We start from the raw sequence: 13954 nt of genomic DNA, 5'->3' as shown, positions 1-13954 counted from the left end.
GTAAACCTCGTCAATTAATCAAGATTTCATTTATATGATTGTTTGTTACATAAATTTGGATTTGGTATTATTAAAATGTTAAGTACTAGGGGGATGAGTATGATAGGTCAAAGAATCAAAGAAATTCGAAACAATAATAATCTGACGCAAGAAGAGCTCGCTGAGGGAATCATCTCCCGCACATATTTAAGTTTGATTGAAAAAGGTACCGTTCAACCATCAACAAATGTATTGGTTAAGTTAAGCAAGCGTTTGAATTGTACTGTAAATGATTTCATGACTGAAGTATCTCATTTTAAATATAATAATTTCGAAATACTTAGAGAAATAGGTCACTATGAATTGAAGGTTGAACATGGAGACTTTGAATCTTTGAAATATTTTATCGATAAAGAATATGAACAGATTGAAGATATTCCTATGCCAGATAGTGGTCGAATTCATTTGATATATGCTCAGTATTACCGTCATCTCGGTGATAGTAAACGTACACGTACGAACATAGATAAGGCATTAAAACAACTATCTACAGTGGCTGTGAATCAACATTATATTAACGCAGTCTTATTGAAGGCGGATTTACTGGTGAATGATAAGTTAACAGATCAAGCAATCGATATTTTAGAAGATGCTTTATACATGTTAACGAAGTTTGATGAATTAAATATTTCAGATTTAAAATTACGCTATGCACTTGTAAAATGTTATATTATATTTAAACAGTATTACACTGCACACAGAATCATTACTGATATAGAACTTATTTCTACAAGACTAGGTATCCACTATAAAGACTTGGAAATTGAACAGCTAAAAGTGCTTTGTTTGGTTAAGATTGAGCGTTATAATGATGCACTAGAAATACTGACTACAACAGATGATGAAGTACTATTAGTTTTAAAAGCCTATAGTTATTTCAAAATGGATAAGGTTAAAGAAGCAGATGCCTTATTTAAACAATTAGCTAACATTGAGTTAGATACTTCAGTCATACCTGAAATAACAGTAGTATATCGCGAGTTAACAGAGAGATTAGGTGGCTTATAACATAATAGAAAGGATAATCATTATGGACACAGCCAACTTTTTTGAAAATATCTCTACTTCCTTTGTAATTACAAGTATTATCGATGTGCTTATCGTTTGGTATGTATTTTACTTAATACTTACCGTCATCAAAGGAACAAAAGCCGTTCAGCTAATCAAAGGGATATTTTTCATAATAATTGGGCGGGCAATTAGTAATTTTTTCGATCTAACAACGACAACTCAGTTGTTTGATATGGTTTTACAATGGGGTTTCTTAGCAGTAATCGTTATCTTCCAACCTGAACTAAGAAGAGCCTTAGAACAACTCGGGCGTGGAAGTCTATTTAGATCCAATGGACAAAACGAAGCTGCAGTTAAGGAACGTCTTGTACAAGATATGCTCACCGCTGTAAGGTATATGGCTAAAAGGCGGATTGGAGCTTTAATAGTGATGGAAAAAGAGACGGGGTTAAAGGACTACATCGAAACAGGTGTGCCATTAAACTCAGAAATTTCCTCACAACTTCTTATTAACATTTTTATACCGAATACACCGTTACATGATGGTGCGATGATTATTCAAGGTGATAAAATCGCTACTGCAGGTAGTTATCTACCGCTTTCTGAAAGCAATAAGATCGCAAAAGACTTAGGAACACGACATAGAGCTGCTGTAGGAATATCGGAAGTGACCGATGCTTTTACGATTATCGTATCTGAAGAGACAGGGAATGTGTCTGTTACATACGACGGTAAAATGACCAAAGAACTCGACATGGATACACTTGAAAAACTACTCCATGAACAGTGGTTAGTCGCTGCTTCATCTAAGGAAGGGGGCGGTATATTTGCTAGAAAGTAAGGTTGGAATAAGTATTGTTGCACTGTTATTAGCAATCTTGATGTTCTTTAATGCAAATAACATCTTCGATGAGGCAAATATATTTGTTGATGACGAGAATACAAATGAAGATGCCGATTTTGTTGAATCCGTACCAGTTGAATTACTTTATGATGAAGAAGAATATTATGTTTCTGGTGTACCACAAGAGGTTACAGTTGAATTATCAGGCTCAAGTTCAAATGTGAAAAGATTACAGGCGACGAGAAACTTTGAAGTGACCTTAGACCTTAGAAATAGAGAGCCGGGAGAGCACGAAGTGTTCTTCACAGTAAACGGACTACCTGAGAATGTTACTGCAACCGTACAGCCTGAAACAACAAATGTTACAATACAAAACCTAGTGTCACAAACTTTTGAAGTTCAAGCAGAAGTGAGTGACGGTAGAGTGGGTTCTAGTTATCAACTGGATTCAGTCAATGTAGAACCTTCCACAGTGACAGTGAGTGGTGGAGAAAGCACGATGAATCGTATACAATATGTACGTGCCATGATGTCAGACACCTCTAGTATTACTGATGAGAGAGTAGAAGAAGCAGAGGTGAGTGCTTTTGATGCTCAGTACAATAAGTTAGATGTCGTCATCGAACCAGAAACTGTAAGAGTGGAAATTGAAGTTGAAGAACTTTCTAAAAGTGTACCTGTGTATCAAGAAACGGTTGGTGAACCAGATGACGGACATACGGTATCTGATGTAGAATTAAACCATGATACAATAGAAATATTCGGTGACAAGGAAACCTTGGACTCTATCAACTCTCTAATAGCTGAGGTTGATGTTGAAGGAATGTCATCGTCGGGTACAAAAGATGTTAGAATAGAATTACCAGAAAATGTGACAAAGAGTGAACCGGCAGTGCTGGAAGCAGATGTCACTGTTGAGAATGATTAACATGGACTTACAAAAAGGAGACTATTATGGGAAAGTATTTTGGAACTGATGGTGTAAGAGGAATTGCTAATGAAGGATTAACGCCAGAATTTGCTTTTAAATTAGGCCGTTACGGCGGTTACACTTTACTTGGAGAAGGCCAAGAACACCCTCGTGTACTCGTAGGAAGAGATACACGTATTTCTGGTGAGATGCTAGAATCTGCCTTGATTGCAGGCCTATTATCAATCGGTGTTGAAGTGATGCGACTCGGTGTCATTACAACTCCTGGTGTGGCTTACTTAACTAAAGATATGGAAGCGAACGCTGGTGTAATGATCTCTGCATCACATAATCCGGTTGAGGATAACGGTATTAAATTTTTCGGTCCAGATGGATTTAAGTTAACAGATGAGCAAGAAAATGAGATTGAGGCATTAATCGACAGTGAAGGTGATAATCTTCCAAGACCAACTGGTGTTAATGTGGGTACAATCTCTGACTATTTTGAAGGCGGTCAAAAATACCTTTCATACCTTAAATCAACAATTAACACAGACTTTGATGGCCTAAAAATCGGTATTGATGGTGCGCATGGTTCGACTTATCACCTAGGCCCATACTTATTTGGTGACTTAGAAGCAGAGACAGCAACAGTCGGTTCAAACCCAGATGGTACAAATATCAATGCAAATGTTGGTTCGACTCATCCAGAGAGATTACAAGAATTAGTGAAAAATGAAGAATGTGATTTCGGTCTAGCCTTTGATGGTGATGGCGATAGAATTATTGCTGTAGACGAAAATGGAGATATCGTTGATGGGGATAAGATTATGTTCATCTTAGCTCAATCACTCAAAGAAAAAGGTGAACTCAAAGACGATACAGTCGTATCAACGGTAATGAGTAACCTTGGTTTCTATAAGGCGTTAGAAGCACATGGCATGAAATCTGATAAGACAAAAGTCGGAGACAGATATGTTGTTGCTGAGATGCGTGAAGGTGGCTATTCTCTTGGTGGAGAGCAGTCAGGACATATCGTGATGATGAACTATAACACAACGGGTGACGGACTATTAACAGGTATTCATCTTGCTCAAATTATTAAAGACTCTGGTAAGAAGTTAAGTGAACTTGCAGCTCAGGTTGAAACATTCCCTCAAGAGCTTGTTAACGTTCGTGTAACAGACAAGCACCACGTAACAGATAATGAAGCGGTTAAAGCTGTCATGTCAGATGTTGAAGATAAGATGAACGGTAACGGCCGTATTCTTGTTCGTGCATCAGGAACAGAGCCATTAGTACGTGTAATGGTGGAAGCAGAAACTGAAGAATTAGCTACAGAGTATAGTGAAACAATTGCAAAAGTTGTAGAAGCTGAAATGGGTTTAGATAAATAAACATAAAATGATAAGTGGTCCGGAATGCTAATGTCCGGACCACTTTTATGTAAAATTTAAGGTGTAAGATTATTAATGAAAGATGAAAAGTTTGTACTTAGCACTTGAAATCCTAAATAGAGAGAGATTAAAGACAGTATAGAGAAGATAATGTTCTCTACAAAACTCCCTGTGCGGGTGGTTAATGGAAATCGAACTTTGAAGTTTAGGGGGAAGAACAATTGGATCCCACTTTTTGTAGCCATGTCTAATATGTAATGACTGATGATACCCGAAAGAAGCCCCGTCTTTATAGCTGTGTTGCTAAATAAAAAGTCTGCTAGAAATGCAATGACAAAACAAAATACTATACTATGAGTAAATGAGCGGTGTCCAAAAACAAAGTTGATTATTCTTGATAAGATTGGCATCCGCTTTCCAATTTTGCTTCCACTATGACAAATATCTGGAATGAGTGATCCAACTAAGCTACTTGCTAGAACAACGAATGGATCTAAATCTGTGAGATGTACCACGGTTAAACCAAGAGTGACACCGCCGATCACATGAGTTTTTCCCTTCATGATATGTGCCTCCTATAAAGGTAGTATATCATTAAACTAGATATAAAAATAACTTTATATAAACAAAAACATAACAATGTTAAATAAATTTAACTTAAAGGAGTTGTAATGATGGATCATAGAAATCGATCGAATATTAAAGTGGGGAGTCATGTCAAAGTCGTGCAAAAGCATCATCAGCGTACCGGAGAATTGACAGAGGGTATTGTTGAAAAACATTTAACAAATTCAGCAAACCATCCGCATGGTATAAAAGTGAGATTAGAAGGCGGTGTTGTAGGCAGAGTTAAAGAAATTATTGAACAATAATATTTATGGTATAAATAGGTAAAAAAATCTTGTAATATTTCGCCATATAATTTACACTTTTATTCTGACAGTAAAAAGGAGGGAAACTTTATTTAAATCGGAATAGCGCCAGAGCAGTATTAACTGCTGACGAGGAGGACAGTTATCGAACATTCGGCGGATGCTGTCCCGGATACTAAAGTATTCGTAAGTTTATCTGTTAAAACTATCGAGTGATCGATCTGACAGAGCAGATATTCCACAAAACATTAATTAAGACTAGGAGTATTATTATGTGTGGAATTGTAGGATATATAGGAACAAATGACGTTAAGGAAATTCTATTGCACGGTCTAGAGAAGCTAGAATACCGGGGCTATGACTCAGCGGGTATCGCAGTTAAGGGTAACTCTGAGACTAAAGTATTTAAAGAAAAAGGTCGTATTGCTGACCTTAGAAAACAAGTTGACGCAGATTTTTCTGGTCAAGTGGGTATTGGTCATACACGCTGGGCAACTCATGGGGAGCCAAGTGTCGTCAATTCTCATCCTCATCAGAGTAACGATGGACGTTTTACACTTGTTCATAACGGTGTTATTGAGAATTATGTACAATTAAGAGAAGACTACTTATCAGATGTAGAATTAGTGTCTGAGACTGATACAGAAATCATCGTACAGTTGATTGCTAAATTCGCCAAAGAAGGTTCATCTACTTTAGAAGCGTTCAAGAAAACTTTATCATTGTTACATGGTTCATATGCATTAGGTCTATTAGATAATGAGGATGATAATACAATCTATGCAGCAAAAAATAAATCACCACTACTATTAGGAAAAGGTGACGGGTTTAACGTTATCACTTCTGATGCAATGGCGATGCTTAGATTAACAAATGAGTTTGTTGAATTGATGGATGGTGAAGTGATTCAAATCATGAAAGATCAAATGATTATTCATGATCTTGAAGGTACAGTAATCGAACGTGAATCTTATATTACTGAGATTGATGCAAGTGATGCTGAACTTGGCACTTACCCACATTACATGATTAAAGAAATTAATGAACAGCCTCAAGTAATGCGTAAAATTATCAATGAATACCAAGATGAAAATGGGAACCTGAAAATTGATGATGCCATCATCAAACAGCTAAATGATGCAGACCGCTTATATATTATCGCAGCTGGAACGAGTTACCATGCTGGTTTAATTGGTAAAGAATATATCGAGAAATGGGCAGGTGTACCAACTGAAGTACATGTTGCTTCTGAGTTTGTGTATAACACACCATTACTTTCAGAAAATCCACTATTCATCTTTATATCACAGTCAGGTGAAACTGCAGACAGTCGTGCAGTATTAGTGGATATTAAAGAAAAAGGCTATCAGGCTCTTACTATTACGAATGTACCTGGGTCTACACTTTCACGTGAAGCGGACCAGACTTTAATCTTACATGCAGGCCCAGAGATTGCTGTAGCATCTACTAAAGCTTATGTTGCACAAATAGCAGTACTCTCAATTGTTGCAGCCGTAACAGCAAGAGAACTTGGTAGAAAGAGCGACTTAAACTTGATGTCAGAGCTTGGTAAAGTGACGACAGCGATTACTTCAGTGATTGATGATGGATCAACGATTGAAGGCATTGTTAAAGACTTCTTAGAAACGACTAGAAATGCGTTCTTTATCGGAAGAACAATGGATTATTATGTCGGCTTAGAAGGCGCCTTAAAACTTAAAGAAATCTCCTATATTCAAGCAGAAGGCTTTGCTGGTGGAGAATTGAAACATGGTACAATCGCCTTGATTGAAGACGGTACACCAGTATTTTCACTCGCAACACAAGAGAATGTAAACCTAAACATCCGTGGTAATGCACAAGAAGTTGCAGCACGTGGTGCCAATGTTTGTATGATTGCCATGGAAGGACTAGAACAAGAAGGCGATACTTATGTTATCCCTCACGTTCATGAAATGCTGACACCATTAGTATCTGTAGTAGTTTATCAGTTAATTTCGTACTATGCAGCACTTCACAGAGGTAATGATGTCGATAAACCACGTAACCTCGCTAAATCAGTTACTGTAGAATAGATACAAGAACAAAAGGTTCAGAGTAAATCACTCTGAACCTTTTGTTCATACATGTATATCTAAATATAATGAAAGCAGAGGAGTGAATTTAATGAATATATTAGTTTTAGGTGGCACGGGACGAGTTGGGTGTAAAATAGTTAAACATGCACTTCGTGATCAGCATCATGTGACTACACTAGTCCGTAGTCCAGAAAAGCTACAAATAAATCATAGAAATTTAACAATTATTGCAGGCGATGTATTAAATAAAGAGGATGTCATAAACGTAATGGAAGACATTGATGTGGTTATTAGTGCACTCAATACCGATGGTGGAACTACACTATCAAAAAGTATTCCGTATATTATAGAATCTATGGAAAGAAACGATGTAAAACGCATTATTACCATAGGCACGGCGGGGATTTTACAAAGTAGAGTAAATCCTGAGATACTACGTTATCAATCAAGCGAGTCAAGGCAGAAGTCAACACGTGCTGCTGAGGAACACAATAAAGTCTTTGACGTGCTTAGAAATTCTAACTTGGACTGGACGATTGTTTGTCCTACATATTTACCTGATGAAGAAAGCGTAGGTAAATATAGAATAGAAAGTGGCTTTTTACCGAACGGTGGAGTAAAAATTTCAGTTTCGGATACAGCAGAATTTGCATTTAACCAAATTAATAGTAGAGAGTTTATAAAAAAACGTGTAGGCATTGCTTACTAAAACAATTTTCCAAACCTCATACCTATGGATGTGACTTGTCAGTCGACGCTAAAAAAGTTTGCAATAAAAAATAATGCATGATTGAATAGAGATATTTTAATTATAAAAAGGACTTGATTGCTGTGTGTTTTTACCAAGTGAGGTTAAAAGATTCAGAGTGATGTCACTCTGAATCTTTATTTTTTATAAGGCTATAGATGTATATAATAGGTGCTAAAATATAGGCGGAAATTAGTGTGAATTTAGAATTAGGTATCTTAGTTTGTGAAAATTTGTCTTCAGTTTCTAGACCATTAAATGGGTGTGTTAAGGTTGCGACAATGAAATATATCGTTAAGATGACGTATGGGAAAGCCATGTAGTCAACCCCTACAAATTCTGACATGATTGTTATGTAAAAAAGAAAAAAGAACACATCAATAAATAATATGAGTAGACGAAAAATTCTATCACTCATTCACGAAACCTCCAATAAATCATTTCAGGTATTATTTTAAAAATGAAAAGTAATAAAGTAAACACACATTTACCAAAATATTGATAGTCTTTAACATTCCCTTGGTAAAATGATTTCTATGATTAAAATTATTGTGGAGGTTACTAATGAATAACAAAGCACAATTGAACTGGGTACGTTTACCTTTAAAAAACTTGGAAAACTGCCGTGAGCTAGGTGGATATGAAACAGGGAATGGTAGCCAAACAAAGTGGCACACATTTCTACGTTCGGATAATATGGCAAGCATCAATGCTGAAGAAATCGAATTTCTGAAAGATTATGGTGTGAAGACTGTGATCGATTTAAGAGGCGATGATGAAACTTCCATTCATCGTAACCCCTTAAGTAATGAAGATTCTTGTGATTATCATAATATCCCCTTGGCAGTCCAACCCGTTTCTGAATTAAATGAAGATGTGGCAGAAACGATGGGTGAATTCTATGTGTCAGTCTTAGAAGAATCAAAAACCATTAAGGAAGTTTTTGATGTGATTGCGAATTCTGAGGGTGGGTTGATCTTCCATTGTATGGCAGGTAAAGACCGTACAGGTATTATTGCAATGTTATTGCTTGGGCTTGTGGGTGTGAGTAAAAAAGACATTGTGTCGAATTATGAAGTGACGTATACAAACTTAGAGTCTTTCCAGAATATTAAAGGATTACCAGCGAGAATCCCCGAATCTTATTTGTATTCTAATAGAGACTATATTTTAAAGGCTTACAATCATATTATGGATAATTATCAATCGATTGAGGATTATTTACTTAGTAAGGATATTGCTCAAGAGAGTATCGATAAAATTAAAGATAAATTTACTGCGTAGATTAAAAGAGGCAGGTTACTTGATATGGTAATCTGTCTTTTTATTAAAAGGAGCTGATTTAATGGTGTAGGTCCGCTTCGAAATAAAAACGAAGCGGATGAATGGGTGAAGCTCCGCTTCGAAAGTAAAACGAAGCTGATGTAATGGTGAGGGTCCGCTTCAAAATAAAAACGAAGCGGATGAATGGGTGAAGCTCCGCTTCGAAAGTAAAACGAAGCTGATGTAATGGCGGGGCTCCGCTTCGAAAATAAAACGAAGCTGATGTAATGGTGAGGGTCCGCTTAGAAGTAAAAACGAAGCGGATGAAATGGCGGGTCTCCGCTTCGAAATAAAAACGAAGCTGATGTAATGGCGGGGCTCCGCTTCGAAATAAAAACGAAGCGGATGAATGGGTGAAGCTCCGCTTCGAAAGTAAAAACGAAGCGGATGAAATGGCGGGTCTCCGCTTCGAAATAAAAACGAAGCTGATGTAATGGCGGGGCTCCGCTTCGAAATAAAAACGAAGCGGATGAATGGGTGAAGCTCCGCTTCGAAAGTAAAACGAAGCTGATGTAATGGTGAGGGTCAGCTTCGAAATAAAAACGAAGCTGATGTAATGGTGAGGGTCCGCTTCAAAATAAAAACGAAGCGGATGTAATGGTGAGGCACCGCTTCGAAATAAAAACGAAGCGGATGTAATGGTGAGGCACCGCTTCGAAATAAAAACGAAGCGGATGTAATGGTGAGGCACCGCTTCGAAGTAAAAACGAAGCTGATGAAATGGCGGGTCTCCGCTTCGAAAATAAAACGAAGCTGATGTAATGGTGTGGGTCCGCTTCGAAATATAAACGACTTCGCGCAACCTACCATAACCTAAAAGATCAACTCAATAATGTTTTTAGCAATAATCAGACTGACGATCAAGACAATAATACTTGAGAATTTATTTAGTATTAATATGTACTTCCCTGTTTTGTCAATATTCCCAACAACCCGACCGATTATAGCCAACAAGATAAACCACAGCCATGACACAATAATGGTTGAAGCGGTGAAGAGAACTTTATCCCCACCGTCATAGACCGTAGCACTTGTACCGATAACGCCTATAGTATCTATGAGGGCATGCGGGTTAAATAAGGACACAGATAGTGCAAAACCGACTTGTTTCTTACCACTCATCGATTGCTGTTCTTCTAGATGAGTTGGCTTTTCATGCCAAAGTGACCAGGCCATATATATGAGAAAGACAAAACCGATTATATAGATAACTAATTGTAAGGCAGGTAAGGATATCAAGATTAATGAAACGCCGAGAACTGCCATTAATATAAGAAAGGTATCCGCTAGACCAGCTGTAATAATGACAGGTAAGGCGCCAGTGAGCTTCTTATGATTTGCGCCTTGATTAAAGACGAAAACGTTTTGAGCACCGAGTGGTAAAATTAATCCTAGTGCGAGTAAAAATCCATGTAGTATAGGTTGCATTAAGTGATGCTCTCTTTCTATAAAGAAGGTAATTCATATTATTATAATGGACTATATATGTTCTGACTACAAAGGGTTCACAATGTATCATAATTATTTGTGCAAAATGTACAAAAGTATAATAACAAGTACTTTTAATATTTGTGACTTATCGTTATAATAATGAATGTATGGATAAATATTCAGAAACTAATCATTTTCTGAAAGCGCTCTAAATAATAGCGTCTCCATGAGTAAATTCTATTTCTGGAGCGAGCTCCAGACTAGATACAATAATTATATTATTATCCAGGAAGAATAGGGAGGAAAATGTAATGGATTTTCGTTTTTTACCAGCTACAGAAGCTGATAAAGCAGAGATGTTAGAAAAAATCGGTGTAAAATCCACAGACGAACTTTTTTCTGATATTCCAGAAAAAGTTAGACTGAAGAGAGATCTAGACCTGAAAGACCCTAAGAATGAGTATAAGTTGAAGAAAGAATTGAACACCATGGCATCTAAAAATGCTAACCTTCAAGAGTACACTTCATTCCTTGGTGCTGGTGTTTATGATCACTTTATTCCATCAGTCGTAGACCACGTTATTTCTAGACAAGAGTTCTACACTTCATACACACCATACCAGCCGGAAATGACACAAGGTGAACTTCAGGCAATGTTCGAGTTCCAAACAATGGTATCTGAAATTACAGGCATGCCTGTTGTCAACTCTTCATTATACGATGGTGGTACAGCAGTTGTTGAAGCAATGTACTTGGCTAATGTTCAAACTAAGAAGAGCCGTCTACTTGTTTCTAAAGCTTTACACCCTGAATACCGGGAGTTAGTTAAGACTGCATCTAAAGGTAAAAACATCGAAATCGTTGAAATCGACCTAGTTGATGGCCGTACAGACCTTGATCAACTTGAAAAAGAAGTTAATGAAGACACTGCAGGTGTTATCGTTCAATATCCTAACTTCTTAGGACAAATTGAACCTCTCGATAAAATAAATGAAATCGTTAAAACTTCACCTAAAGCAATGATGATTGTATCAAGTAACCCATTAGCACTTGGCTACTTAACACCACCTTCAGAGTTTGGTGCAGACATCGTTGTCGGTGATACTCAAGTATTTGGTATCCCAGCACAACTTGGTGGACCACACTGTGGTTACTTCGCAACAACTGAAAAGTTAATGCGTAAAGTTCCAGGACGTTTCGTTGGTGAAACAGTTGACGAAGACGGACAACGTGGTTTCGTGCTTGCTTTACAAACGCGTGAGCAGCACATCAGACGTGAAAAAGCGACATCAAACATCACTTCAAACCAAGCGCTAAACGCTGTAGCAAGTTCAGCAGCAATGAGTGCCTTAGGTAAAAACGGTGTGAAAGAAATGTCTGAGCTTAACCTACAAAAATCTCGTTACACTAAACAACAGCTTGCAGATGCTGGTATTAAAGCAGCATTTGACGGTTCATTCTTCAACGAATTTGTTGTTGAGTTAAACAAACCTGTTAAGGAAGTTAACGAGCAATTATTCGAAAAAGGAATCGTTGGTGGTTTTGATCTTGGTCGCATCTACCCAGAATTCGAGAACCATATGTTAATCGCAACGACTGAAATCCGTTCTAAAGATGAAATCGATGCATTCGCTAAAGAATTGGGGGCAATCAACAATGGCTAATGAAAACTTTCCATTAATTTTTGAACGCAGTAAAGAAGGTCGAGTGGGTTATCACTTACCTAGCCTTGACGTTCCTGAAACTGATTTAAAAGCTGAAATTGGCGAAACTTACATCCGTAAAGAGCCAGCTAATCTGCCTGAAGTAGACGAATTAGAATTAATGCGTCACTACACAGGATTGTCTAACCGTAACTTCGGTATCCACACTGGTTTTTATCCTTTAGGATCTTGTACGATGAAGTACAATCCAGTAATCAACGAAGATGTAGTTAGACACCCAGGTTTCAGCCACATCCACCCATACCAAGATACAAAAACAATCCAAGGTGCTTTAGAGTTAATGTACGATCTACAAGTACACCTTGAAGAAATTACAGGTATGAACGAAATTACACTACAACCAGCGGCAGGTTCACAAGGTGAGTGGACTTCACTAATGGTATTTAAAGCCTTCCACGAAGCAAACGGCGAAGGGCACAGAAACGAAATCATCGTTCCTGACTCAGCGCACGGTACAAACCCTGCATCAGCAGCGGTTGCTGGCTTTAAAGTTGTAGAGGTTAAGTCTAACAGTAAAGGTCTTGTAGACGTTGAAGACCTTAAGAAAGTTGTTAACGAAAATACAGCAGCACTTATGTTAACTAACCCGAACACATTAGGTTTATTTGAAACTGAAATCGTTGAGATGGCTGAGATTGTTCACGCTGCCGGCGGTAAAATGTACTATGATGGAGCGAACTTAAACGCGATTATGGGTTATACTCGTCCAGGCGACATGGGCTTTGACGCAGTTCACTTAAACTTACACAAAACATTCACTGGCCCACATGGTGGTGGTGGACCAGGTTCAGGTCCAATCGGTGTAACAGAAGAACTTGCTAAATTCTTACCTAAACCACAAGTTGTTGAAAACGATGGTGTCTACGAATTAGACTACGACCGTCCAGATTCAATCGGTATGGTTAAGAACTTCTACGGTAACTTTGGAATCAACGTACGTGCTTACACTTATATCCGTACACTTGGTGCTGAAGGACTTAAGAAAGCAAGTGAGTACGCAGTTCTTAATGCGAACTACATCATGCGTAGCCTACAAGATAAATACGAACTTCCATTTACACAACACTGTAAACACGAATTCGTATTATCTGGAAATAAACAAAAAGCTCACGGTGTGAGAACATTAGATATAGCTAAACGTCTAATGGACTTCGATATTCACCCACCAACTGTTTACTTCCCATTAATCGTTGCTGAAGCATTGATGATTGAGCCGACTGAAACTGAATCTAAAGAAACATTAGATCACTTCATCGACACAATGTTACAAATCGCGGATGAGACTGAAAACAACCCAGATATCATTCACGAAGCACCACACAAAACTTCAGTTAAACGCTTAGATGAAACTAGAGCTTCACGTAAGCCTGTACTTCGTTGGCAAAAAGAAGCGTAAGTGAATAATATAAGCAGCAAACACCTTGTCGTGTTTGCTGTTTTTTTATTTCTACATAGAAATTTATGGTCACGAAACAGTCAAAATCGATGAAATTATTTTTATATATACTCCTTTTTACATGATTTTTTTAATAGTGTACGTTAGAATGACCTCTAACACTTTATTAAAAGGAGTTATC

Annotated in this window: 14 protein-coding genes; 10 read left to right on the top strand and 4 right to left on the bottom strand. The window is 37.6% G+C overall.

Going from position 1 to position 13954, the window contains the following annotated elements:
* The first annotated feature begins 99 nt into the window (after positions 1-99).
* The 4 genes from JEM45_RS05965 to glmM are packed head-to-tail and all read left to right on the top strand — an operon-like array spanning position 100 to position 4201.
* On the top strand, positions 100-1047 hold the full coding sequence (locus tag JEM45_RS05965; protein ID WP_166626188.1) for a helix-turn-helix domain-containing protein: 948 nt from the start codon (positions 100-102) through the stop codon (positions 1045-1047).
* 22 nt (positions 1048-1069) lie between these two features.
* Complete coding sequence (gene cdaA, locus JEM45_RS05960; protein ID WP_198687102.1) at positions 1070-1891, top strand: diadenylate cyclase CdaA; 822 nt, start codon at positions 1070-1072, stop codon at positions 1889-1891.
* Positions 1878-2822, top strand: a complete 945-nt coding sequence (locus tag JEM45_RS05955; RefSeq protein ID WP_198687101.1) for a CdaR family protein — start codon at positions 1878-1880, stop codon at positions 2820-2822. Before cdaA ends, JEM45_RS05955 begins: the two co-directional genes overlap by 14 nt.
* 26 nt (positions 2823-2848) lie before the next feature.
* Complete coding sequence (gene glmM, locus JEM45_RS05950) at positions 2849-4201, top strand: phosphoglucosamine mutase (RefSeq protein WP_166626191.1); 1353 nt, start codon at positions 2849-2851, stop codon at positions 4199-4201.
* Between the two features lie 56 nt (positions 4202-4257).
* Here the strand turns inward: glmM and JEM45_RS05945 are convergent, their stop codons facing one another.
* Positions 4258-4764, bottom strand: coding sequence for a metal-dependent hydrolase (locus JEM45_RS05945; RefSeq protein WP_198687100.1), 507 nt, complete (start codon positions 4762-4764; stop codon positions 4258-4260).
* 111 nt (positions 4765-4875) lie between these two features.
* Here JEM45_RS05945 and JEM45_RS05940 point away from each other — a divergent pair, with 111 nt between their 5' ends.
* The 3 genes from JEM45_RS05940 (at position 4876) to JEM45_RS05930 (ending at position 7860) form a co-directional block, all read left to right on the top strand.
* Positions 4876-5073, top strand: a complete 198-nt coding sequence (locus JEM45_RS05940; protein ID WP_166626193.1) for a YwbE family protein — start codon at positions 4876-4878, stop codon at positions 5071-5073.
* A 272-nt stretch (positions 5074-5345) separates the two neighbouring features.
* Positions 5346-7148: a glutamine--fructose-6-phosphate transaminase (isomerizing) gene (gene glmS / locus JEM45_RS05935; protein ID WP_198687099.1), complete on the top strand. Its 1803-nt coding sequence runs from the start codon at positions 5346-5348 to the stop codon at positions 7146-7148.
* Between the two features lie 91 nt (positions 7149-7239).
* Complete coding sequence (locus JEM45_RS05930; RefSeq protein WP_198687098.1) at positions 7240-7860, top strand: NAD(P)-dependent oxidoreductase; 621 nt, start codon at positions 7240-7242, stop codon at positions 7858-7860.
* 163 nt (positions 7861-8023) lie between these two features.
* Here the strand turns inward: JEM45_RS05930 and JEM45_RS05925 are convergent, their stop codons facing one another.
* Positions 8024-8317: a hypothetical protein gene (locus JEM45_RS05925; protein WP_198687097.1), complete on the bottom strand. Its 294-nt coding sequence runs from the start codon at positions 8315-8317 to the stop codon at positions 8024-8026.
* 146 nt (positions 8318-8463) lie between these two features.
* Between JEM45_RS05925 and JEM45_RS05920 the strand changes: the two genes are divergently transcribed.
* Positions 8464-9183 (top strand): tyrosine-protein phosphatase, encoded by a 720-nt coding sequence (locus JEM45_RS05920; protein WP_198687096.1) that lies wholly within the window; start codon positions 8464-8466, stop codon positions 9181-9183.
* A gap of 58 nt (positions 9184-9241) precedes the next feature.
* Here the strand turns inward: JEM45_RS05920 and JEM45_RS05915 are convergent, their stop codons facing one another.
* Positions 9242-10024, bottom strand: a complete 783-nt coding sequence (locus tag JEM45_RS05915; RefSeq protein ID WP_198687095.1) for a hypothetical protein — start codon at positions 10022-10024, stop codon at positions 9242-9244.
* Positions 10025-10035: 11 nt separating this feature from the next.
* On the bottom strand, positions 10036-10650 hold the full coding sequence (locus JEM45_RS05910; protein WP_198687094.1) for a LysE/ArgO family amino acid transporter: 615 nt from the start codon (positions 10648-10650) through the stop codon (positions 10036-10038).
* A 314-nt stretch (positions 10651-10964) separates the two neighbouring features.
* Between JEM45_RS05910 and gcvPA the strand changes: the two genes are divergently transcribed.
* Positions 10965-12317, top strand: a complete 1353-nt coding sequence (gene gcvPA / locus JEM45_RS05905; RefSeq protein ID WP_198687093.1) for an aminomethyl-transferring glycine dehydrogenase subunit GcvPA — start codon at positions 10965-10967, stop codon at positions 12315-12317.
* On the top strand, positions 12310-13773 hold the full coding sequence (gene gcvPB, locus JEM45_RS05900; RefSeq protein ID WP_166626204.1) for an aminomethyl-transferring glycine dehydrogenase subunit GcvPB: 1464 nt from the start codon (positions 12310-12312) through the stop codon (positions 13771-13773). The genes gcvPA and gcvPB overlap by 8 nt, the downstream gene beginning before the upstream one ends.
* Positions 13774-13954 lie beyond the last annotated feature (181 nt).

The sequence above is a fragment of the Jeotgalicoccus sp. ATCC 8456 genome (assembly GCF_016313225.1).
GTDB lineage: Bacteria > Bacillota > Bacilli > Staphylococcales > Salinicoccaceae > Jeotgalicoccus > Jeotgalicoccus marinus.
This window is presented reverse-complemented; position numbering and strand designations above follow the sequence as displayed.

Coding starts and splice junctions, on each gene's coding strand:
- gcvPA (WP_198687093.1), top strand. CDS start 10,965: ATGGATTTTCGTTTTTTACCAGCTACAGAAGCTGATAAAGCAGAGATG.
- JEM45_RS05925 (WP_198687097.1), bottom strand. CDS start 8,317: ATGAGTGATAGAATTTTTCGTCTACTCATATTATTTATTGATGTGTTC.
- gcvPB (WP_166626204.1), top strand. CDS start 12,310: ATGGCTAATGAAAACTTTCCATTAATTTTTGAACGCAGTAAAGAAGGT.
- glmS (WP_198687099.1), top strand. CDS start 5,346: ATGTGTGGAATTGTAGGATATATAGGAACAAATGACGTTAAGGAAATT.
- JEM45_RS05945 (WP_198687100.1), bottom strand. CDS start 4,764: ATGAAGGGAAAAACTCATGTGATCGGCGGTGTCACTCTTGGTTTAACC.
- JEM45_RS05940 (WP_166626193.1), top strand. CDS start 4,876: ATGGATCATAGAAATCGATCGAATATTAAAGTGGGGAGTCATGTCAAA.
- JEM45_RS05930 (WP_198687098.1), top strand. CDS start 7,240: ATGAATATATTAGTTTTAGGTGGCACGGGACGAGTTGGGTGTAAAATA.
- JEM45_RS05920 (WP_198687096.1), top strand. CDS start 8,464: ATGAATAACAAAGCACAATTGAACTGGGTACGTTTACCTTTAAAAAAC.
- glmM (WP_166626191.1), top strand. CDS start 2,849: ATGGGAAAGTATTTTGGAACTGATGGTGTAAGAGGAATTGCTAATGAA.
- JEM45_RS05965 (WP_166626188.1), top strand. CDS start 100: ATGATAGGTCAAAGAATCAAAGAAATTCGAAACAATAATAATCTGACG.
- cdaA (WP_198687102.1), top strand. CDS start 1,070: ATGGACACAGCCAACTTTTTTGAAAATATCTCTACTTCCTTTGTAATT.
- JEM45_RS05910 (WP_198687094.1), bottom strand. CDS start 10,650: ATGCAACCTATACTACATGGATTTTTACTCGCACTAGGATTAATTTTA.